The sequence below is a fragment of the Sulfitobacter brevis genome (assembly GCF_900112755.1).
GTDB classification, from domain to species: Bacteria; Pseudomonadota; Alphaproteobacteria; order Rhodobacterales; family Rhodobacteraceae; genus Sulfitobacter; species Sulfitobacter brevis.
The window spans coordinates 145,150-165,429 of the sequence record NZ_FOMW01000009.1; the positions used below are offsets into that span (position 1 = coordinate 145,150).

A 20,280-nucleotide genomic window follows, 5' to 3' on the forward strand; every position below is an offset into this window, starting at 1 on the left:
GGGCTGGATATGACGACGGTGCGAAAAATTGCTGCGGAGATCGTGGCGCGTGAAGGTGGTTTTGTGAATGATCCCGATGATCCGGGAGGCGCAACAAAACACGGCGTAACGATCCATACTTTGCGCAGGCTGGGGCTGGACCTGACCGGAGATGGCGAAATCGGCGTGGCAGATGTGCGTGCACTGACCCAAGCGCAGGCGACCGAGATTTTCATCCGCCACTATTTTGAGGGTCCGCTGATTGCCGAACTGCCTGCGCTTTTGCAGGCAACGGTGTTTGATATGTACGTCAATGCCGGCAGCAACGCGGTTAAAATCTTGCAGCAGTTGCTGTGCGATATGGGCCGGCCTGTCGCTGTCGATGGCGCCCTTGGTCCCCAAAGTCTTGGCGCTGTGAGGAGCGCGATGGCCACGGCGCCTGATCATTTTGTGAATGCCTATGGGATCGCGCGGCGCAATTATTACTTCCGCCTTGCTGATCGCCGGCCCGCCAGTCGCAAATATGCACGAACGCGGGCAGGCGGGAAGGGCGGCTGGATTTTGCGGGCCGAGGAATTCATTGCAGCGCAGTACCACATGAGCAAAGCCGCCTTTCAGCAGCGGGTGGCAGCATGGGGGTGATTGAAAAACTTTTCGGGTTTGTATTCGGTGGTGGCAGCAACGTGGTGCGTGAAACTGTGGAAGTCTTCCGTGAAAACGCCGAGGCGGGTGCCGCGCGGGGCGCGCAGTTGCAAGGGCAAGCGATGGCGCAATACGGGCAAGAATTTGCAGTTTTGCGTATGGGATGGTTTGACCGCTTCATGGATGCGATCAACCGGCTTCCGCGCCCGATGTTGGCGCTTGGAACCTTGGGGCTGTTCGTCTCGGCGATGGTAAACCCCTTGTGGTTCTCTGAGCGGATGCAGGGGATTGCCTTGGTGCCAGAACCCCTGTGGTGGTTGCTCGGTGTGATCGTTTCGTTTTATTTCGGCGCGCGCCATCAGGTCAAAGCGCAGCAGTTCCAGCGTGAAATTGTTGGCACAATGGTGCACGTTCCGCAGGTTTTGGATAACATCGCACAAATCCGCGAATTGCGGGCAGACGCAGTGATGATAGCGGACACTGGCGAGGATGCGCGTCTGTCTGTTTCGGCGGTGCAACCCGATGATAATCCGGCGCTGGAAGCATGGAAACGTGCGGCGGCCTGACTGCGTCAATTCATCCACGGCTAAGTGATAAACTATCATGGCGTAGGGGGCTTTGGCCCCCTATAACGATTGCATGATTACAGAACTCGGACATTTCGCGCTGATCCTCGCCTTTGGCGTCGCAGTACTTCAGATGATCATTCCGATGATCGGGGCACACAGGCGGCTGCCTGGATGGATGGCCATGGCCGAACCGGCCGCGGCGGCGCAATGTGCGCTGATTGCGCTGTCGTTTGGTGCGCTGATGTGGGCCTTTATCAATTCCGATTTCTCGCTGCGACTGGTCGTTGAAAACAGCCACTCGGCCAAGCCGATGCTTTATAAAATCAGCGGCACATGGGGCAATCATGAAGGCTCCATGCTGCTTTGGGTGCTGATTGTGTCGCTGTTTGGTGCAATGGTGGCGCTGTTTGGCGGCAACCTTCCGCCCTCGCTGCGGGCGCGGGTGCTTTCGGTTCAGGCCGCGATTGCAGTAGCGTTTCTGGCATTCATTTTGCTGACGTCAAACCCGTTTCTGCGTCTTGCGACACCGCCCTTTGACGGGCAGGATCTCAACCCGCTGTTGCAAGATCCCGGTCTCGCGTTTCATCCACCGTTTCTGTACCTCGGCTATGTGGGCCTGAGCATGTCGTTCAGTTTTGCTGTTGCCGCGCTGATCGAAGGCCGCGTGGATGCCGCTTGGGGCCGCTGGGTGCGGCCGTGGACTTTGGCCGCCTGGGTGTTTTTGACCATCGGGATCGCGCTGGGATCATGGTGGGCCTATTACGAGCTTGGCTGGGGCGGCTTCTGGTTCTGGGATCCGGTTGAAAACGCGAGCTTTATGCCATGGCTTCTGGCCACCGCGCTTCTGCATTCCGCGATTGTCGTGGAAAAACGTGAGAGCCTGAAGAGCTGGACAATCCTGTTGGCAATCCTCGCATTCGGTTTCTCGCTGATCGGAACCTTTATTGTACGCTCTGGGCTTTTGACCAGCGTGCATGCCTTCGCCACCGATCCCGAACGCGGAGTTTTCATTCTAGCGATCATGGCGGTGTTCATGGGGGGCGCGCTGTTGTTGTTTGCGCTGCGTGCCGGTGTAATGGAGGCGCGCGGTGTCTTTGGGCTGGTCAGCCGCGAGTCGGCCTTGGTGGTGAATAACCTGTTGTTGGCGGTTGCGTGCTTTGTGGTTTTCGTCGGAACAATGTGGCCGCTGGTCGCTGAGATGTTCTTTGACCGGAAGTTGAGCGTTGGCCCGCCATTCTTCAACGCGGCGTTCACGCCCTTTATGGTCGCGCTGGGGCTGGTCATGCCGATCGGCAGTGTGATGCCATGGAAGCGGGCGGGATTTATGCGGGCATTGCGTCCGCTGCGGTATGTGTTTGTTCTGGCTATCGCTCTGGCAGGCTTTGCCTTTGTCGTTCAAAGCGGGCGAAGCCTTCTGGGCCCAATGGGGTTGTTTCTTGGCGCCTGGCTGGTGGCTGGTACGGCCGTTGAACTTTGGCAGCGCAGTCGGAGCGACTGGCGCAGGCTGGGGCGCTTGCCGCGCGCGGACTGGGGTAAAGCGACGGCGCACGCTGGGCTGGGCGTGACCATCGCAGGGATCGCGGGACTAACAGCTTGGGCGGTCGATGATATCCGTGTGGCGAAGGTGGACGCGCCTTTCACGGTCGGTGCCTATACGCTGACGCTCAATGGGGTCGAAGAAACCCGCGGCCCGAACTACCTTGCTACGATAGCTGATGTCACTTTGAGCAAAGATGGCGACAAGATTGCGCAGATGTTCCCGGAGAAGCGGATTTATCCGGTGGCGCAGATGCCGACAACGGAGGCCGCAATCCACTATAACTTCGCTCGCGATGTCTATGTAGTGATCGGTGACGAACAGCTGGGCGGAGGCTGGGCGGTGCGAACCTATATTAAACCGATGACAATCTGGATCTGGATCGGCTGCGGGATGATGGCACTTGGCGGCATTCTGAGCCTGACCGACCGTCGTTTCCGTGTAGCAGCGGGTGCGCGGAAAACTCCGATTGCGCAGCCTGCCGAATGAAGCGCCTCATCTTTATACTCCTGCTTTTGGCCTCCCCTTTGGCAGCGGTGGAGCCCGACGAGGTACTCAGCGATCCGGCACTTGAGGCGCGGGCGCGGGAGATCAGCCAAGGACTGCGTTGTCTCGTGTGTCGTAACGAGAGCATCGACGAAAGCAATGCGAGCCTTGCGCGGGACCTGCGCCTGCTGCTGCGCGAGCGCTTGGTGGCGGGCGACAGCGATCAGCAAGCGGTCGACTTTATCGTGAACCGCTATGGGGAATATGTGCTGCTCAAGCCTGACACGCGCGGGGCGAACCGATTGTTGTGGCTGGCGGGACCTTTGATGCTGCTGCTGGCGGGGGGCGTTGGTTTTGGTTACCTGCGCAGCCGGTCACGGGCCACTGCTACGGGTGACGCGCCGCTGAACGCTGACGAAGAGGCGCGGCTGCGCGATATTCTCGACCGCTGAATTCTCACGGTTTGACGTGCGGTTCTGCTGGTCGCGGGGCAAGTCTTTGATAGGGTGCGCCTAACCGGTATTAGCGCGAGGAACCCGCAGATGGACTATCAGACAATCACCTATGCCCTTGAAGACGGGGTCGCCCTAATCACTTTGAACCGCGCCGACAAGATGAATGCGCTCACCACCCAGATGCGGGCTGAAATCGCCCATGCTGTCAAAACCGGCGGGCAGGAGGGCCGTGTCGTCGTGCTGACTGGGGCCGGACGCGCGTTTTGTTCTGGACAGGATCTGGGCGACCGCGCATCGGGCGCGTCGGTCGATCTGGAGCGGACCTTGCGGGACGAATATGCCCCAATGCTGCGCGCCATTGTCGATTGTCCGGTGCCGACGATTGCAGCCGTGAACGGGCCAGCAGCGGGAGCCGGGGCCAATCTGGCGCTCGCAGCGGATGTGGTGATCGCCCGCGAGAATGCTTATTTCATGCAGGCATTTACGCGCATCGGCCTGATTCCGGATGCCGGCGGCACCTACGCCTTACCGCGCAGCATGGGCACCGCCAAGGCGATGGGCGCGGCGTTGTTCGCCGATAAAATCTCGGCGCGCCAGGCGGATGACTGGGGGATGATCTGGGAAGCTGTGGCCGAGGCCGATTTCGAGGCAAACTGGCGCGGCAAAGCGGCACATCTGGCTGCTGGACCCACAGCTGCCTACGCATCTGCGAAAAAAGCGATCCGTGGATCTTGGGATAATTCCTTCGAAGATCAACTGACGCTGGAGGCGCAAGAGCAGGGCAAATGCGGCAAGTCACGTGACTTCAAAGAGGGCGTTTTGGCCTTTAGCGAAAAACGTGCTGCCAAGTTTGAAGGCAGGTAAGCGGCTTCATTCGAGTTACCCCCTAGCAGGACCGCTCAACCAGCAGCACATCATCTACCGTTGGCGCGGGGCCTGAGGCCCGCGCCACCACAGCCACAGCGATTCCATTGGCCAGCACCGTATGCACCGAGCCTGAAACTTCGCGAATGGTGATTTCTGGCGGTGTATCACCCTTGTCATAGACCACGGCGATCTGATCGCAGTCGTGCAGGGTGTCGGGTACCAATGCGCCCTGCGGGCCCGCCTGCGCAGGTGCGGAGACTGGCATCAGACTTGCTGCGCAGGTCCAGTCTAGGTGGCCGGTGGTGCGTCTTTCGGTCATTGGCTTAGCTCCCGATTGCGGGGTGTCGGTCCCTTACGGCACGCGGCACAGGTCGATGGCGCAGGCGCGGCGACACAGCAAAGTGTGACCCCTGCCAGAAACAAAACCAAACTTACAATTACCAACAACCCATGCCCTTATTTACCTGAACTCACTTCAAGCTATCCATTCGTATAGGCGCCGGTCAAGTCGGCTGTGCCATTGTCAGGCTGGCAGAAACAATGCCACAGTTTTGCCCGATTTCGGCCTTCGGTGTTTCGAATTGAGCATTTCGCGTTGGAAACAGTGGGGGGCTTCTTGGGGATTTATGCACGGAGTGCTGTAGGATGGCGGGAAAGTTGATTCGGTCCAATTTGTTTGCATGCAAACCAAATGACCGTATTTGAACGGCTAACTGGAGGTCTTTTAAGGTGAGAATCTCCCGCCGAAGTCCACTCGCAAGCCCTTCAACAGCCCAGAAACGCTTCCCACTGTTGCGTTATCGCGAACAACGACCAGAATGCTTTCAACGCAGAACGCCCCACATCTCTGCGGGGCGTTCTGGCTGTCTCATCAGATAATTCAGCGGTTTTCGATATCGACGTAGTCGCGCTTGGTCTCGCCAAGATAAAGCTGGCGGGGACGTCCGATCTTGTTCTGTGGATCGGCAATCATCTCTTTCCACTGTGAAATCCAACCAACTGTGCGGCTCAGCGCAAAGATCGGCGTGAACATCGAAGTGGGGAAACCCATCGCTTCGAGGATGATGCCCGAATAGAAATCAACGTTCGGGAACAACTTCTTCTCGGTGAAATACGGATCTTCCAGCGCCTGTTTCTCAAGCTCTTTGGCGACCTGAAGGATCGGGTTGTTTTCAACGCCGAGCAATTCAAGCACCTCGTCGGCGCTTTCCTTCATCACGGTCGCGCGCGGATCGAAGTTCTTATAGACGCGGTGACCGAAGCCCATCAGGCGGAACGGATCATTCTTGTCCTTGGCACGGGCGATATACTCCGGAATTTTGTCCGGCGTGCCGATTTCCTTGAGCATCTCTAGGCAGGCTTGGTTCGCGCCGCCGTGGGCGGGACCCCAAAGGCAGGCGATACCCGCAGCGATACAGGCAAAAGGGTTGGCGCCCGAAGATGATGCCAGACGCACGGTCGAGGTCGAGGCATTTTGCTCATGATCTGCGTGCAGGGTAAATATCCGGTCCATCGCACGGCTAAGGATCGGATCGACGACATATTCCTCGGCAGGTACAGCAAAGCACATGCGCAGGAAGTTCGAGGCGTAATCCAGATCGTTGCGCGGATAAACGAAAGGCTGGCCGACCGTGTACTTATAGGCCATCGCAGCGATCGTCGGCATCTTGGCAATCAGACGGATCGAGGCGACCTCGCGCTGCCATTCGTCGGTGATGTCTGTGCTGTCATGATAGAACGCCGACATCGCGCCGACGACGCCGACCATCACAGCCATCGGGTGCGCATCGCGGCGGAAACCACGGAAGAAGTTCATCATCTGCTCGTGCAGCATGGTGTGGTTTGTCACGCGGTGCTCGAAATCTTCCAGCTCTGCAGGGGAAGGCAGTTCGCCGTAAAGCAGCAGATAGCAGACTTCGAGGTAATGCGATTTACCCGCCAGCTGATCGATCGGATAGCCACGGTGCAATAACACACCTTCTTCGCCGTCGATGAAGGTGATTGTGCTATCGCACGCCGCCGTCGAGGTGAAGCCGGGGTCATAGGTGAAAACGTCCGCTTGTGCGTAAAGCTTGCGGATGTCGATGACGTCGGGTCCCGCAGTCGGCGTATAGATCGGCAGTTCGTATTCTTTGCCATCAATGATCAGCTTTGCGGATTTCGTGCTCTCGGCCATAAGGTCCCTTCCCGTGTGTATCGCGGGGGCTTCCCGCATCCGGCGCGCGCCCCTCGGGGGGTGGCACCTGTCTCATTATTCTGTTGCGCCTTGCAGCGGGGGTATCGCCCCGCTCAGGCTGCGGCATCCTTCAATCGGGCGAGCGTTTCGTCCTGTCCTAACACCAGCATCATGTCAAAGACCGAAGGGGTAACCGCGCGCCCTGCAAGGGCAGCCCGTAGCGGCCCCGCAAGTTTGCCGAATTTGGTGCCTTGGGCTTCAGCGAAACCATTCAGCACCGTCTCCAGCGTTTCTTTGTCCCAGCTAACATTTTGCAGATGCGGCGTCAATTCGGCGAGCATATTACGTGCATCTTCATCCAAATTTTTTGTAGCCTTCTCGTCAACATAAATCGGACGACTTGTGAGAACAAAATGAGCTTTTTCAAGCAGTTCGGGTAATGTTTTCGCGCGTTCTTTGAGACAATATAGCGCTCTTTGAAATCCTTCGGCTTGGTCCTTGGTCAAGGCGGGCAGGCCGGCGGCATCCAAATAAGATTCACATTCTTGCCGCAACGCAGCGTCATCTGCGACGGCAATGTGCTGACCGCAGATATTTTCGAGCTTTTTCAGGTCAAACTGGGCGGGGCTGCGGCGGATGCCATCCAGATCAAACCAGTCCTGGGCCTGCGCATCGGAGAAAAACTCGTCGTCCCCATGGCTCCAGCCCAGACGGGCGAGGTAGTTACGCATGCCAGCTGCGGGATAGCCCATCACCTGATACTCCTGCGCGCCTAAAGCACCGTGGCGTTTGCTGAGCTTCTTGCCGTCAGCACCATGGATTAGCGGAATATGCGCCCAAACCGGCACGTCCCAGCCCATCGCGTCATAGATCATCATCTGCCGCGCGGCATTATTCAGGTGGTCATCGCCGCGCACCACATGGGTTACGGCCATGTCATGATCATCGACCACCACCGCCAACATATAGACCGGGGTGCCATCCGAGCGCAGCAGCACCATGTCATCTAACTGGTCGTTACGGATGGTCACATCACCCTGCACTTGATCGCGGATTTTCGTCTCGCCTTCCAGCGGCGCTTTGATGCGCACCACGTAAGGCGCGTCGGGATGGCTGGCAGATTCGGCGTCACGCCAAGGCGAGCGGTAAAGCGTGCTGCGGCCTTCGGATTTTGCGGCATCGCGGAAGGCAGTGATTTCCTCCTGCGTGGCAAAACACTTATACGCCTTGCCGTTTGCCAGCAGCTCATGGGCCACTGCAGCATGGCGCGGCGCGTTTTCAAACTGGCTGACGATCTCACCATCGTGATCCAGCCCAAGCCACTTCATGCCCTGCAAGATTGCAGAAGTCGCATCGGGGGTGGAGCGGGCGCGGTCTGTATCTTCGATGCGTAGGAGAAACTTGCCACCCCGCCCACGGGCGTAAAGCCAGTTAAACAGCGCCGTGCGGGCGCCGCCGATATGAAGATAACCGGTCGGGGACGGAGCAAATCGGGTAACTACAGGAGTTGTCATGGGCGCGTTGTCTTTCTTTCAGGCCGGAGGGGTCGGTCACAAGGCGGGTTAATCATTTGATAACCTCGAACCACCTACACTTTGTAGTCTATTTAGCCAGTGCAGCAGGGGGGGGCAAGCATGCGGCAGCTCGCACAGATCATGCTGCAGCAACGCGGAGAACTTGTCGGCTGGATACCGGTTTTTCTGGCATTGGGGATCGGCAGCTATTTCTCAATCTTGTATGAGCCGAGCTTGGTCTTCTATCTTGCTGTCGCGGGCATAATTGCCGTGATGCTGGCCTTTGCGAAGCTCCTGCCCGAGGCGGCCTCACCGCTCGCCATTGCCGTCGCCCTGGGGTTGACCGGTTTTTTACTTGCAGGTGTGCGCGCCCATTCTGTTGCTGGTCCGGTGCTGGGCTGGCGGTATTACGGCCCGATTGAGGGGCGCGTTGTCGCCATTGACCGCAGCCAGTCCGACGCGCTGCGGTTGACCCTTGATCAGGTCCGGCTGGACAGGGTGACGCCCGATCGGACCCCTAAAAATGTCCGCATTTCCTTGCACGGCGATCAGAGCGCCAGCGTAACCCCTGAGCCGGGTTTGCGCGTGATGACCACAGGCCACCTTTCGCCGCCCTCAGGTCCGGTCGAACCTGACGGATTTGATTTTCAGCGCCATGCCTGGTTTGTCAGCCTCGGTGCGGTCGGCTATACCCGTGTACCGCTGCTGGCGATGGCGCAGGCCAGCGAGGGGCACACAGGCATGGGGGTTTTCAGGATCCGCATGGCCGCCTCGGCGCGCATTCAACGTACTTTGCCGGGCGACATTGGGGGCTTCGCAGCAGCGATCACCACGGGGGACCGCAGCGCCATCTCGCGTATGGCGTTAGAAAACCTCCGCGTCACCAACCTTGCCCATCTTTTGGCTATTTCCGGGTTGCACATGGGGTTGTTGACGGCTGTCGTTCTAGGAGGATTGCGAATTTTGCTGTCGCTCCATACTGGCACAGCATTGCGCCTCCCGACCAAATCAATCGCGGCTGTCGGAGCGCTCATTGCCGCGACAGGCTATCTGATGCTGTCAGGTGGCAATGTGGCGACGGAGCGGGCTTATATTATGGTTGCTGTGGCCTTGGGCGCGTTGATGATCGGTCGGCGGGCTTTGTCGCTTAGAGCGGTGGCAATTGCAGCGATTATTGTATTGGCGCTTAGGCCGGAAGCATTAACGGGTCCCGGATTCCAGATGTCCTTTGCCGCGACGACAGCGCTTGTCGCTGTGTTTGGCTGGCTGCGCAACGTGCAGACGGACCGTGTGCCGCGGTTATTAAAGCCGGTGTTGGCCGTCGTCATTTCCTCTGCGGTGGCGGGGATGGCAACAGCACCGGTCGGGGCTGCACATTTCAACACTATTTCGCATTACGGGCTGATCGCCAATCTCGCGTCGGTGCCGCTTATGGGTGTTCTGGTCATACCGGCGGCGGTAGTTGCTTTGGTGCTCGCGCCCTTGGGGCTCGACTGGATCGCGTTGTGGTTCATGGGGCTCGGCCTGCGCTGGATATTGGGGGTGGCCGAATTCATCGCCGGATTGGAGGACGCACAAAGCTATGTGGCGGGGCCGGGGGGGGTGGGTTCTACCGCTGCTGGCCTTGGGATTCCTGGTTCTGGTATTGTGGCAGGGGCGATTGCGGTTTGTCGGTCTGCCGATGATGGCCGCAGCTTTTGTGATGTGGCACGGAACCGCGCGGCCTGAAGTTTTGGTTGCCGATACAGGGGGTCTAGTTGGATTGATGACACCCCAAGGCAGAGCCCTTAGCAAAGAAAAAGGCGCGGGATTCGTGGCCCGCAACTGGCTTGAGAATGACGGGGATGGCGCGCCGCAATACATTGCGGCTGCGCGCTGGTCCGAGGGGCCGGTTATACATTTATCCGGCAAACGCGCAGTGGCAGGGTTTGCCGGATGCGCTGGTCTTCAGATCGTGATTGCTTCGGTCGATGCGCCTCATCTTGCCCAAGCGACCTGCGAGGTGTTCGATCCAAGCCGTCTCAAACACACGGGCGCACTGTCCATGAAGCAAAGCGACACAGGTTGGCAAATCACCACTGCCCGCGAGAGAACCGGAGAGCGGCTTTGGACCCGATGGCCAAAGCCGCAACCGGATCAATACGTGCGGATCAACCCGACCAAACGGCCCTGAACCTTGACGTGACTCGCGGGCAGTACGCGTGTTTCATAGGCTGGGTTCGCAGCCTCCAGCGCGATGGACGTGCCCTGCCGTCTGAAGCGTTTCAACGTGGCTTCGGCATCTTCCACCAAAGCGACGACAATATCGCCATCGTCCGCCACAGATGTTTCGCGGATCACAACAACATCGCCATCGTTGATCCCCGCATCAATCATCGAGTCGCCTTTGACCTCAAGCGCATAGTGCTGGCCCTTGCCAGCAACCATGCCACTGGGCACCGCTACCGAATGGGATACTTCGCTGATTGCTTCGATCGGCACACCGGCAGCGATGCGGCCCATCACGGGAAGTTCTATCGCCGCAGCGGTTGTAACTTCGCGGGCGGCAGAGGGCGGTGGCATATCAGGACGGTCGCCGTCGATCACCCTTGGCGCGAAACCTGACTTACCGCTCAGGCTGTCGGGCAGTTTTACAACCTCGATGGCGCGCGCCCGATGTGCCAACCGCCGGATAAAGCCGCGCTCTTCCAAAGCTGTGATCAACCGATGGATGCCCGACTTCGAGCGTAAATCCAGCGCCAGCTTCATTTCGTCAAAGCTGGGCGGGACGCCATCGCGCTGCACCCGTTTATGTATGAAAGCCAGCAAATCGAGTTGTTTCTTTGTCAGCATCGCGTCCGTCCCTCCGCAGCTTGTTTCGCTTTGTTCTAGGGATGTTCCTGTTTTGTGTCAACCGCCGGTTAGGGCAAAATCATGCCAAGCCGCTTAAATCGGGAGATAATCTACCAAATCACCAATTTTGCGCGCCGGATCATCAACAGGCCGCACCAGCAGGGCGTCAGCGCGGGCCAGAACAGTTAGCAGGGACGAATCTTGCCGGTCTTCGGCGATAAGGCGTCCATCGACAAATCCTGCACGCATATAATGTGCGCGCGGGCCATTTGCGGCAAGCGGCGCACCGAGCGATGCGTGCCTGACAGGGGTGCATTTCTCACCCAACCCGAGCATTTTGCGCAGCAGGGGCACCACAAACACCGTACCACAGACCATGGCAGATACCGGATTGCCGGGCAGCCCGATCATCGCGGCATCACCCATCCGGCCTGCCATCAGCGGCTTGCCCGGGCGCATCGCGACTTTGTAAAACGCCTGCTCCATACCCAACTTTGCGGCCACGGGAGCAACCAAGTCATGATCACCAACCGACGCACCACCGATGGTGATGATCATGTCAGCGTCTTTCGCCAATGCGAAAGCTTGCATCAAGGAGGCGCGGGTGTCGCGTGCGATGGGCAGCAATTGCACGCGCGCCCCTTCAGCTTCGAACATCGCCGCAAGGCCATGGCTGTTGGAGGCGATGATCTGGTCCGGCCCCGGCGTTTCACCGGGTTGAACAAGCTCGTCTCCGGTGGCCAAAATCGCCACCCGTGGTTTGCGCGTGACCGGCACCTTTGACACATTCATCGAGGCCAGCAGCGCGATATCCGCAGGGCGCAGACGGCGTGGCGCGGGAAAGGTTTCGCCTTGCATAAAGTCACCGCCAGCGGGGCGGATATTGTCTTTGTCAGCAATGCGATGGCCGAGCGTGATGAGCGTGCCGCGACGGGTGACGTCCTCTTGGATCACCACGAAATCAGCGCCCTCCGGAACGGGGGCACCGGTAAATATGCGCACGGCTTGGCCGGCTTTTACGGTGCCTTCGAAACGGTGACCTGCGGCAGATTCGCCAACGACCTTGAACATCGCATCCGGTTCGACCTCGGCGCGGCGCAAGGCGTAGCCATCCATCGAAGACGCGGCAAAAGGCGGCTGGGTACGGCTTGCGACAACATCTCGGGCCAGCACACGGCCTTGGGCGTCGCCAAGCGAGACTACCTCAAGGGGGAGCGGTGACACCAAAGCAAACAGATGGGTGAGCGCCTGCTCTACGCTGATCATGTCGCCTCGTAACGGCCTGATTTTCCGCCATCTTTCAAAACAACACGGAGGCCGCCGATCTCCATACTTTTGTCGACGGCCTTGGCCATGTCATAGACTGTCAGCGCGGCGACGGAGGCGGCGGTGAGCGCCTCCATCTCGACACCGGTCTGACCGGTAGTCTTGACTGTCGCGGTGATGCGGATCCCCGGCAAGGTGGCGTCAGGAACCAGATCAACCGTTACTTTCGTGATCGGAAGTGGATGGCAGAGCGGGATCAGATCAGACGTGCGCTTGGCGGCCATAATCCCAGCAAGTCGGGCAACGCCCAGTACATCGCCTTTCTTGGCGCGTCCTTCTGTAATAATATCAAAGGTTTCCATCTGCATCTTCACGTAGTTTTCAGCCGTGGCAATGCGGTTGGTCACAGCCTTGTCCGAGACATCAACCATCTGGGCATCGCCCTTGGCGTCAAAATGCGTCAGCGCCATCACATGCCTCCGGACGTTAGCGGATTAGCCAGCAGGTCGCGGGTCGCCTGCGCGACGTCTGACTGTCGCATCAGGCTTTCGCCAATTAGGAAAATCCGTGCCCCATAGAGGGCCATATCTGCCAAATCTGCCGGGGTCGCAAGACCGGATTCGCTGACGATAAGCTTTTCAGCTGGTACCCGCTTCGACAATTTCTTGGTTACATCAAGAGTGGTCTCAAAGGTATTGAGATTCCTATTGTTTATTCCAATTAGTCGGCTTTGCAGCTTGGTTGCGCGCTCGAGTTCTTCGGCATCGTGCACCTCGATCAGCGCGTCCATGCCCCAAGCGCTCGCAGCCGCTTCAAGCTCGGCGGCTTGAGCGTCAGACACCGATGCCATGATGATCAGGATACAGTCGGCGCCAAGGCTGCGGGCTTCGGCGACCTGATAGGGATCATAGATGAAATCCTTACGCAGTACCGGCAAATCACAGGCGGCGCGGGCCTCGGTGAGGAAGGATTTGGCGCCCTGAAAGCTAGGTGTGTCGGTCAGGACCGAAAGGCAGGCAGCGCCGCCTGCGGCATAGGCTTGGGCCAAGCTCGCGGGGTCAAAGTCTGCGCGGATCAGGCCTTTGGACGGGCTGGCTTTTTTGATCTCAGCGATCAATCCGTAGCCCTCGCGGGAGGCTTCATGCAGGGCTTCGGCAAAGGGGCGCACGGGCGAGGCGGCTTTTGCCTCTGCTTCCACATCGGCGAGTGGTTTCGCGGCTTTGTCTGCCGCAATTTCTTCGAGTTTATAGGCCTTGATCTTGTCGAGAATAGTCATTGGGCTGCCTTATGTGTCGGTCCAGTTTATGGTCGCCAACCCCTGCGCGTGCAACCAGTCGTTCACTTGCGAGAACGGGCGCGAGCCAAAGAACCCGCGACTGGCTGACAATGGCGAAGGGTGGCCGGACTGAATTTTTAGATTGCGATCGGCGTCCACCGCAGCGGCCACCTTCTGCGCGCTCTCTCCCCAGAGGATATAGGCGCGGGGGCGATCTGCCAAACGCGCAAGAACCTGTTGCGTTAGTTCCTGCCACCCCAAATGCGCGTGGCCTTTGGGCTCGCCCGCGGGCACGGTAAGCGCGGTGTTCAACAGCAGTACCCCTTGATCGGCCCAGAACCGCAGATCGGCACTGCCGGGCGCAGACCCAACGTCGGTCCGCAACTCTTTGAAAATATTAGCCAAAGATTTCGGCAGTGGCCGCGTGTCTTCGGAGGCAGAAAACGCATATCCATGCGCGTGATCCGGTGTCGGATAGGGGTCCTGACCCAGAATGATCACGCGCACGTCTTCTGGCGCGACATGCTCGAGTGCCGCGAATATCTGGTTCTCGGGCGGGAAAATCTGACGCTTTTCCGCTTTCAAAGCGGCGTCGATCTTCGGCCATGTATCGGTGAAAAACGGCAGATCGGCCCAATTGCCAAGTTGGGAGAGGGAGGCTGATTTCATTTACGCTGACTCACTGCCGCAACGGCGGTTATTTTTTCACGCGCCGCACCGCTATCAATGCTGGTGCGAGCCATTTCGACGCCGGTCCTCAGATCGGGGGCGGCGTCGGCGACCACAAGGGCGGCAGCGGCGTTCAGCAGCACAGCGTCGCGGTAGGCAGACGGTTCGCCGTTCAGCAACCCGTTGAAGGCCACTGCGTTCTCATCCGGTGTGCCGCCGACGATATTCTCAAACGGGTGCACTGGCAGGCCTGCATCCTCGGGGTGGATCTCGCTATCTGTGACGACGCCGCCTCTTAGCGCGCTGACCCAGCTTACGCCGGTGATCGTCAGCTCGTCGGTGCCGTCCGAGCCGTGCACAAGCCATGCAACATCCGAGCCGAGAGCTTGGAGCGTTTCAGCCATTGGGCGGATCAGTTCGCGGCGATAAGCGCCGGTCAACTGGCGTTTGACGCCCGCCGGATTGGTCAGCGGCCCCAGAATGTTAAAGATCGTGCGGGTCCCGAGCTCGGAGCGCGTCGGCCCGACATGGGCAATGGCGGGGTGGTGCATCGGTGCCATCATAAAGCCGATGCCTGCCTCGGCGAGCTCGCGTTCCACCACATCGGCATGAACCATGACATTGATGCCCATCTTGCCAAGCGCATCAGCGGCGCCGGATTTCGAGCTGAGATTGCGATTCCCGTGTTTGGCCACGATCACGCCCGCTCCGGCCACCACAAAGGCGGTCGCAGTCGAGATATTGAGCGTGCCCTTGCCATCGCCGCCGGTGCCAACAATGTCCATCGCGCCCTCTGGGGCTTTGACAGGGTGGCACTTGGCGCGCATTACACTGGCGGCGGCTGCGTATTCATCAACGGTCTCGCCACGGGTTCGCAGCGCCATCAAAAAGCCGCCGATCTGGCTGGGCGTGGCTTCGCCGTCAAACAGTATTTCGAAGGCAACTGCGGCATCAGCACGACTTAGCGGGCCATTGGCGGCGGCGTCGATCAGGGGTTTCAGCGCGTCGCTCATGCAGCCACTTTCATTTCGTTCAGGAAGTTCTGGAGCAGGGCAGAGCCGTGCTCCGAGCGGATCGATTCCGGATGGAACTGCACGCCGTGCAGCGGCAGTTCGCGGTGCTGCAGCCCCATGATGGTGCCGTCCTCCAGCGCTGCGGTTATCTTCAGGCAATCCGGCAGGCTCTCACGTTCAACGACCAGTGAGTGATAGCGCGTGGCGGCAAACGGGCTGGGCAATCCGGCGAATACGCCTGTGTTTTCGTGGTGCATCTGGCCCATCTTGCCGTGCACGATGTCTTTTGCGCGCACCACCTTGCCGCCAAAGGCCTGACCCAAGGTCTGATGGCCAAGGCACACACCGAGCAGGGGCACGCGGGCTTGGGCTGCGGCTTGGGTGATCTCAAGGCAGATGCCAGCTTGATCGGGGTCGCAAGGACCTGGCGACAGCAGGATGCCATCTGGACGCATCGCCATCGCGTCAGAAACGCTCAATTGATCATTGCGGTGCACGACAACATCCGCTCCCAGTGCGCCAAGGTAATGCACCAGATTATAGGTAAAGCTGTCGTAGTTATCGATAAGCAGCAACAATGGCAGATTCTTTGTCTTTTAACGGGGCATTAGGTCTAGAGAACCATCGCCTTCGCGAGGTATATGTAGCGCATACATGTTCAGGCTTGGCGCGGCGCGTCAAGGGCATCCCCGCAAGCTTGGACGCGCAAAAGAACCCGCAAGGCGCAGCCTATGCGGAAGACAGCAGGAGACGTCGGAATGGCACGCGGAGTTTTAACCGGAGCATTGATGGGCGGCGTTGCCAGCCTGAGCATCGTGGGCGCGATTTCCATTCTGGCGCCGCCACCCTTGCCGCCGGAATTAAGCGATGCCGCCCCCGGTGCGGCAGAGGCACCCGACCGCATCACCCAAGGCGACAGCGGCGAGGCGGGCAGCGCGAGCGACCGCGCGCCCGTGACGGGACAGGTCGCGCCGCAAGCGCCGGAACCGGAGCGTGACACGCTGGCCGTTGATCCTGCGACCACCATCACCGCGATCCAGCCGGAAACCGGCAGTGCCGAAAAACTGGAGACCCCCGCTGCGGCAACCGAAAGTGGCGCGACGGTCTTGCAGGGCGATGAACCGGTGCTACCCAACCCGCAAGCGCTGGCCCCGATGGAGCCTGCACCCGCCGACGAGCTGTCGATCAGCACCGAACCTGCGCAGCCGCCAGCCCCGGCTGTGGCCGAGATCGAAGGCGCCTTTGAAACGCCCGCGCAGCCCGAGGCACTGCCCGATGTTGCTATGGACAGTTTGGACGCCCCTGCAGGCGATGACGCGCCTGAAATGGCCCCGACTGAAGATGTAGTGACGGATGTGACATCTCCGGACCAAGAAGTATTGGCTCAGGAGCCCGCGCCGCAGGTCGATGCCACGCAGGAAACAGGCACTTTGGCGTTCGAAATTCTGCCGGATGTCGCCCCCGAACCGGAAGTTTCCGAGGCTGTGACTGCGCCGGAAACCTCCGTGACCCCGCCGCCGGCGATTGTATTGAAGCAGGCCGATAATCCTGATCCGGTGCCTCAGACAGAATATTCCGCCGTCGTCCCCAACGCTCCAGACCGTCCTGCGATCGGCACCCCCGCGATGACCCTGACCGAGCGTACGTCAGGCGTGACGATCAACCGCCCCGGTGCTGATGCGACGGCTGAAGTCGCTGTTGTCAAGGACGCGCCAGAGATAGCAGCAGAAATCCCTACGGGCCGTCCGCTGGAACAATTTTCCGAGCCGGTCGAGATCGAGGGCGATAAGCCGTTAATGAGTGTGGTGCTGATCGACGACGGTAGCAATCTTACGCAGGGCGCGGCGGGGCTGGCAGCGCTGCGCAGCTTCCCCTATCCGCTGACTTTCGCGGTCGACACCGGAAAAGCCGATGCCGCCGAGCGCATGGCGCTCTACCGTGCCGAAGGCTTTGAAGTGCTGGCGATGATCAACCTGCCCAACGGTGCGCAGCCCTCGGATGCCGAAACCACCTTTGGCGTCACCTTGCCGAAATTCACCGAAGTTGTCGGCGTTCTGGAGGGGGTCGATAGTGGCTTCCAAGGTTCTAAACAGGTGTCCGATCAGGTGACGGCGATCCTTGCCCAATCGGGCCATGGGCTGGTCACGCAGGATAAGGGCTTGAATACGATGCCGAAACTGGCGCGCAAAGACGGCGTTCCAGCAGCTCCGGTGTTTCGCGACTTTGACAGTAAGGGCCAGACCGCCACCGTGATCCGGCGTTTTCTGGATCAGGCGGCTTTCAAGGCGGGCCAAGAGGGTGCTGTCATCATGCTGGGCCGGTTGCGCCCTGATACCATCACCGCGCTGTTGCAATGGGGTCTGCAAGACCGTGCCGGTCAGGTTGCGCTGGTCCCGGTCTCGGCGGTGCTTCTGCGCGACAATTGATCGATGGCAGGGACGGGATCAGATGATCTCGTCCTCGTCAAACAATGGGTCCGCGTTCAGCTGTTCGATCATCGTCTCGACCGTATCGGTCACCGCACGAGGCAGCAGCTTGGCCAAATGGAAGATCGCGTCGCCTTCGTTCACAATAGGCAGGATCGCGCGACCGATCAAAATGCCTTCGTACGGGGCGACCACATCATGCTCGACCTTACCGAATGGGTCCGAGATTGTCGCCAGAACATCACCTTCAACAACCATCTCGCCCTCACCCCGGAAGGTTCGCAGCAGTCCACCCACAGGGGCGCGGAGCCAGCTGGACGAGGCGCAGACATGGGGAATTTTGCGGGCAGGTGCGATGCCTTTGGCAGGCAACATCTGCTGGTCGTGCATGACCCGCAGAATACCCGCCAGTCCCGCACGCACCGCCATTTCGTCAAACCGCAGGCCTTCGCCCGCCTCATAAAGCAAGACTGGCGTGCCGCGCGACGAGGCAACGGCCCGAAGCGAACCTTCGCGCAGCGGCGAGGTCAGCACCACAGGCGCGCCAAAGGCCAATGCCATGCGGCGGGTCATCGCATCAGAGGGGGAGATGCGGACTTGTGGCAAGTTGGTACGGTGGATCGCGGCGGAGTGCAGATCAATGCCGAAATCGCAGCGCAGCACGACTTCGTTGAGGAAGATATGCGCAAGTCGCGCGCCGAGCGATCCTGACGGATGGCCCGGAAAGCAGCGATTCAGATCGCGGCGGTCAGGCAGGTAGCGCGAACGATTGAGAAAGCCGAAGGAGTTGACCACCGGCACCACCATCAGCGTACCGCGCAGCGACTTGAGCTGGGGCGCGCGCAGCAGGCGGCGTACGATCTCGACGCCGATAACTTCGTCGCCGTGCACGGCAGCCGAGACAAACATCGTCGGTCCTTCGACCTTGCCGTGCAGCACTTCCATCGACAGGCCAACGGGCGTGTGATCCGGCAGGATCGACACTGGCATGTCGATTTCCTTGCGGGACCCGGGGGCGACCGACTGGCCGGAAATCTCGAAGGAGAGCCGCGTTGGCATGATCAGTTCCGCCCGCCGCCGCCAAAGCGCGACGCATCGGCCGCCGCGCGGCGGATTGCGCCGGACTTGTGCACGGTTTCCATGTACTCGGCCTGCGGGTCGCTGTCGTAAACCACGCCGCCGCCCGCCTGCATGTAAAGCGTCTCGTCCTTGATCACGGCCGTGCGCAGCGCAATGCACATGTCCATATCGCCGCCCGCACTGAAATAGCCAACGCCGCCGCCATAGACGCCGCGTTTTTCAGGTTCCAGCTCGTCGATGATCTGCATCGCGCGGACCTTTGGCGCGCCCGAGACGGTGCCGGCGGGCATGCCTGCAAAAAAGGCATCCAGCGCATCGCAATCCTCACGCAATTCGCCCACCACGTTGGAAACGATGTGCATGACGTGGCTATAGCGCTCAACGGTGAATTCCTCGGTCGGGCGCACGGTGCCAATCTTTGCGACGCGGCCCACATCGTTGCGGCCCAGATCAAGCAGCATCAGATGCTCGGCCAACTCCTTTTCGTCCCCCATCAGATCGGCTTCGAGAGCGCGGTCTTCCTCGGGCGTGGCGCCGCGCTTGCGGGTGCCGGCAATCGGGCGGATCGTGACTTCGTTGCCAAAAACCCGCACGAGGATTTCTGGCGACGCGCCGACAACATGAAACTCACCAAAGTTGAAATAGAACATGAAGGGAGAGGGGTTGGTACGCCGTAGCGAGCGATAGAGCGCGAAGGGCGGTAGCTCGAACGGCTGGTGCCAGCGCTGGCTGGGGACCACTTGGAAGATATCACCCGCCACGATGTAGTCGCGGGCTTTCTCCACGGCGGCACGGTAGGCATCAGGGGTAAAATTGCTGACAGGCTCGGCTGCCGGTGTGGCATCGCCGAGATCACGGCTGGTGCCGGGCATGGCGCGTTCCAGATCGCGCACCGCATCCATCACACGTTCCGCCGCCTGAGCATAGGCGGCGCGGGCGTTCTGCCCGTCTGACACCCAAGCGGGCGATACGATGGTAACTTCGCCTTTGACCCCGTCGAGTACTGCAATCACCGAAGGCCGCAGCATCAACGCATCGGGCAGGCCGAGCGGGTCGGGGTTCACGTTTGGCAGGTGTTCGACCAGCCGGATCATATCATAGCCGAGGTATCCGAACAGTCCGGCGGCGGCTTGTGGCAGGTCGTCGGGCAGGTCAATTCGCGACTCGGCGATCAGACTGCGCAGGGTATCCAAAGGATTGCCTGCCACATCCTCGAAAGCATCGGCATCATATCGCGCCGCGCGGTTAATCGCAGCGGTCTCGCCGCGACAGCGCCAGATCAGGTCGGGTTTCATGCCGATGATCGAATAGCGCCCGCGGACCTCGCCACCGGTTACTGATTCCAACACAAAGGCATTCTTTGCGGTGCCCGTCAGTTTCAGCATCAGCGAGACCGGCGTGTCCAGATCGGCGGCGAGCCGTGTATAGACGATCTGGTTTCTTCCGGCCGAATAGGCGGCCGAAAAGCTGTCGAAATCCGGTGTCAGGGTCAT

Annotated in this window: 18 protein-coding genes and 1 pseudogene; 7 read left to right on the forward strand and 12 right to left on the reverse strand. The window is 59.8% G+C overall.

The window, feature by feature from the left end:
- The first annotated feature begins 9 nt into the window (after positions 1 to 9).
- From BM174_RS13500 to BM174_RS13520, 5 genes are all read left to right on the forward strand, one after another.
- Positions 10 to 621 carry a holin-associated N-acetylmuramidase gene (locus tag BM174_RS13500; RefSeq protein WP_093924383.1) on the forward strand — a complete coding sequence of 204 codons (612 nt, stop codon included), beginning with the start codon at positions 10 to 12 and terminating at the stop codon, positions 619 to 621.
- Positions 612 to 1,187 carry a holin family protein gene (locus BM174_RS13505; protein WP_093924384.1) on the forward strand — a complete coding sequence of 192 codons (576 nt, stop codon included), beginning with the start codon at positions 612 to 614 and terminating at the stop codon, positions 1,185 to 1,187. The genes BM174_RS13500 and BM174_RS13505 overlap by 10 nt, the downstream gene beginning before the upstream one ends.
- A gap of 73 nt (positions 1,188 to 1,260) precedes the next feature.
- Positions 1,261 to 3,216, forward strand: coding sequence for a heme lyase CcmF/NrfE family subunit (locus tag BM174_RS13510; protein WP_093924385.1), 1,956 nt, complete (start codon positions 1,261 to 1,263; stop codon positions 3,214 to 3,216).
- Entirely contained in the window at positions 3,213 to 3,665 is a 453-nt protein-coding gene (locus BM174_RS13515; protein WP_093924386.1) for a cytochrome c-type biogenesis protein, read from the forward strand. Before BM174_RS13510 ends, BM174_RS13515 begins: the two co-directional genes overlap by 4 nt.
- A 90-nt stretch (positions 3,666 to 3,755) precedes the next feature.
- A complete protein-coding gene (locus BM174_RS13520) occupies positions 3,756 to 4,532 on the forward strand; it encodes an enoyl-CoA hydratase-related protein (protein WP_093924387.1) in 777 nt (258 codons plus the stop codon).
- A 22-nt stretch (positions 4,533 to 4,554) separates the two neighbouring features.
- Here the strand turns inward: BM174_RS13520 and BM174_RS13525 are convergent, their stop codons facing one another.
- From BM174_RS13525 to gltX, 3 genes are all read right to left on the reverse strand, one after another.
- Positions 4,555 to 4,854, reverse strand: a complete 300-nt coding sequence (locus BM174_RS13525) for a hypothetical protein (RefSeq protein WP_245766371.1) — start codon at positions 4,852 to 4,854, stop codon at positions 4,555 to 4,557.
- A 561-nt stretch (positions 4,855 to 5,415) separates the two neighbouring features.
- Positions 5,416 to 6,711 (reverse strand): citrate synthase, encoded by a 1,296-nt coding sequence (gene gltA, locus BM174_RS13530; RefSeq protein WP_093924388.1) that lies wholly within the window; start codon positions 6,709 to 6,711, stop codon positions 5,416 to 5,418.
- Between the two features lie 113 nt (positions 6,712 to 6,824).
- The gene (gene gltX, locus BM174_RS13535) at positions 6,825 to 8,225 is read right to left on the reverse strand and encodes a glutamate--tRNA ligase (protein WP_093924389.1); all 1,401 of its coding nucleotides are present in this window, start codon (positions 8,223 to 8,225) and stop codon (positions 6,825 to 6,827) included.
- 120 nt (positions 8,226 to 8,345) lie between these two features.
- Here gltX and BM174_RS13540 point away from each other — a divergent pair.
- A pseudogene (locus BM174_RS13540) lies at positions 8,346 to 10,398 on the forward strand (ComEC/Rec2 family competence protein).
- On the opposite strand, the gene lexA reads toward BM174_RS13540, so the two are convergent.
- The 7 genes from lexA to BM174_RS13570 all read right to left on the reverse strand — a co-directional run bounded on the left by lexA (position 10,362) and on the right by BM174_RS13570 (position 15,859).
- Positions 10,362 to 11,057: a transcriptional repressor LexA gene (gene lexA / locus BM174_RS13545; protein ID WP_093924390.1), complete on the reverse strand. Its 696-nt coding sequence runs from the start codon at positions 11,055 to 11,057 to the stop codon at positions 10,362 to 10,364. The pseudogene BM174_RS13540 and the gene lexA overlap by 37 nt on opposite strands.
- Positions 11,058 to 11,150: 93 nt before the next feature.
- Positions 11,151 to 12,323, reverse strand: a complete 1,173-nt coding sequence (locus BM174_RS13550) for a molybdopterin molybdotransferase MoeA (protein ID WP_093924391.1) — start codon at positions 12,321 to 12,323, stop codon at positions 11,151 to 11,153.
- Positions 12,320 to 12,793, reverse strand: coding sequence for a cyclic pyranopterin monophosphate synthase MoaC (moaC, locus tag BM174_RS13555; protein ID WP_093924392.1), 474 nt, complete (start codon positions 12,791 to 12,793; stop codon positions 12,320 to 12,322). Before moaC ends, BM174_RS13550 begins: the two co-directional genes overlap by 4 nt.
- Positions 12,793 to 13,599, reverse strand: a complete 807-nt coding sequence (gene trpC / locus BM174_RS21095) for an indole-3-glycerol phosphate synthase TrpC (RefSeq protein WP_177209484.1) — start codon at positions 13,597 to 13,599, stop codon at positions 12,793 to 12,795. The genes moaC and trpC overlap by 1 nt, the downstream gene beginning before the upstream one ends.
- A 9-nt stretch (positions 13,600 to 13,608) precedes the next feature.
- Positions 13,609 to 14,268, reverse strand: a complete 660-nt coding sequence (locus tag BM174_RS21100) for a uracil-DNA glycosylase (RefSeq protein ID WP_177209485.1) — start codon at positions 14,266 to 14,268, stop codon at positions 13,609 to 13,611.
- Complete coding sequence (gene trpD / locus BM174_RS13565; RefSeq protein WP_093924393.1) at positions 14,265 to 15,281, reverse strand: anthranilate phosphoribosyltransferase; 1,017 nt, start codon at positions 15,279 to 15,281, stop codon at positions 14,265 to 14,267. Before trpD ends, BM174_RS21100 begins: the two co-directional genes overlap by 4 nt.
- Positions 15,278 to 15,859 carry an anthranilate synthase component II gene (locus BM174_RS13570; RefSeq protein ID WP_093924394.1) on the reverse strand — a complete coding sequence of 194 codons (582 nt, stop codon included), beginning with the start codon at positions 15,857 to 15,859 and terminating at the stop codon, positions 15,278 to 15,280. The genes trpD and BM174_RS13570 overlap by 4 nt, the downstream gene beginning before the upstream one ends.
- Positions 15,860 to 16,039: 180 nt before the next feature.
- On the opposite strand from BM174_RS13570, the gene BM174_RS13575 reads away from it, so the two are divergent.
- On the forward strand, positions 16,040 to 17,707 hold the full coding sequence (locus BM174_RS13575) for a divergent polysaccharide deacetylase family protein (RefSeq protein WP_177209486.1): 1,668 nt from the start codon (positions 16,040 to 16,042) through the stop codon (positions 17,705 to 17,707).
- An 18-nt stretch (positions 17,708 to 17,725) separates the two neighbouring features.
- Here BM174_RS13575 and BM174_RS13580 read toward each other — a convergent pair whose 3' ends face one another.
- Entirely contained in the window at positions 17,726 to 18,766 is a 1,041-nt protein-coding gene (locus BM174_RS13580) for a succinylglutamate desuccinylase/aspartoacylase family protein (protein ID WP_093924396.1), read from the reverse strand.
- A gap of 2 nt (positions 18,767 to 18,768) precedes the next feature.
- Positions 18,769 to 20,280, reverse strand: coding sequence for an anthranilate synthase component I (gene trpE / locus BM174_RS13585; protein ID WP_093924397.1), 1,512 nt, complete (start codon positions 20,278 to 20,280; stop codon positions 18,769 to 18,771).

Excerpts from the sequence above, each read along its gene's own strand:
- BM174_RS13500 (WP_093924383.1), top strand. The coding sequence starts at position 10 with ATGACGACGGTGCGAAAAATTGCTGCGGAGATCGTGGCGCGTGAAGGT.
- BM174_RS13505 (WP_093924384.1), top strand. The coding sequence starts at position 612 with ATGGGGGTGATTGAAAAACTTTTCGGGTTTGTATTCGGTGGTGGCAGC.
- BM174_RS13510 (WP_093924385.1), top strand. The coding sequence starts at position 1,261 with ATGATTACAGAACTCGGACATTTCGCGCTGATCCTCGCCTTTGGCGTC.
- BM174_RS13515 (WP_093924386.1), top strand. The coding sequence starts at position 3,213 with ATGAAGCGCCTCATCTTTATACTCCTGCTTTTGGCCTCCCCTTTGGCA.
- BM174_RS13520 (WP_093924387.1), top strand. The coding sequence starts at position 3,756 with ATGGACTATCAGACAATCACCTATGCCCTTGAAGACGGGGTCGCCCTA.
- BM174_RS13525 (WP_245766371.1), bottom strand. The coding sequence starts at position 4,854 with ATGACCGAAAGACGCACCACCGGCCACCTAGACTGGACCTGCGCAGCA.
- gltA (WP_093924388.1), bottom strand. The coding sequence starts at position 6,711 with ATGGCCGAGAGCACGAAATCCGCAAAGCTGATCATTGATGGCAAAGAA.
- gltX (WP_093924389.1), bottom strand. The coding sequence starts at position 8,225 with ATGACAACTCCTGTAGTTACCCGATTTGCTCCGTCCCCGACCGGTTAT.
- lexA (WP_093924390.1), bottom strand. The coding sequence starts at position 11,057 with ATGCTGACAAAGAAACAACTCGATTTGCTGGCTTTCATACATAAACGG.
- BM174_RS13550 (WP_093924391.1), bottom strand. The coding sequence starts at position 12,323 with ATGATCAGCGTAGAGCAGGCGCTCACCCATCTGTTTGCTTTGGTGTCA.
- moaC (WP_093924392.1), bottom strand. The coding sequence starts at position 12,793 with ATGGCGCTGACGCATTTTGACGCCAAGGGCGATGCCCAGATGGTTGAT.
- trpC (WP_177209484.1), bottom strand. The coding sequence starts at position 13,599 with ATGACTATTCTCGACAAGATCAAGGCCTATAAACTCGAAGAAATTGCG.
- BM174_RS21100 (WP_177209485.1), bottom strand. The coding sequence starts at position 14,268 with ATGAAATCAGCCTCCCTCTCCCAACTTGGCAATTGGGCCGATCTGCCG.
- trpD (WP_093924393.1), bottom strand. The coding sequence starts at position 15,281 with ATGAGCGACGCGCTGAAACCCCTGATCGACGCCGCCGCCAATGGCCCG.
- BM174_RS13575 (WP_177209486.1), top strand. The coding sequence starts at position 16,040 with ATGGCACGCGGAGTTTTAACCGGAGCATTGATGGGCGGCGTTGCCAGC.
- BM174_RS13580 (WP_093924396.1), bottom strand. The coding sequence starts at position 18,766 with ATGCCAACGCGGCTCTCCTTCGAGATTTCCGGCCAGTCGGTCGCCCCC.
- trpE (WP_093924397.1), bottom strand. The coding sequence starts at position 20,280 with ATGACCCTGACACCGGATTTCGACAGCTTTTCGGCCGCCTATTCGGCC.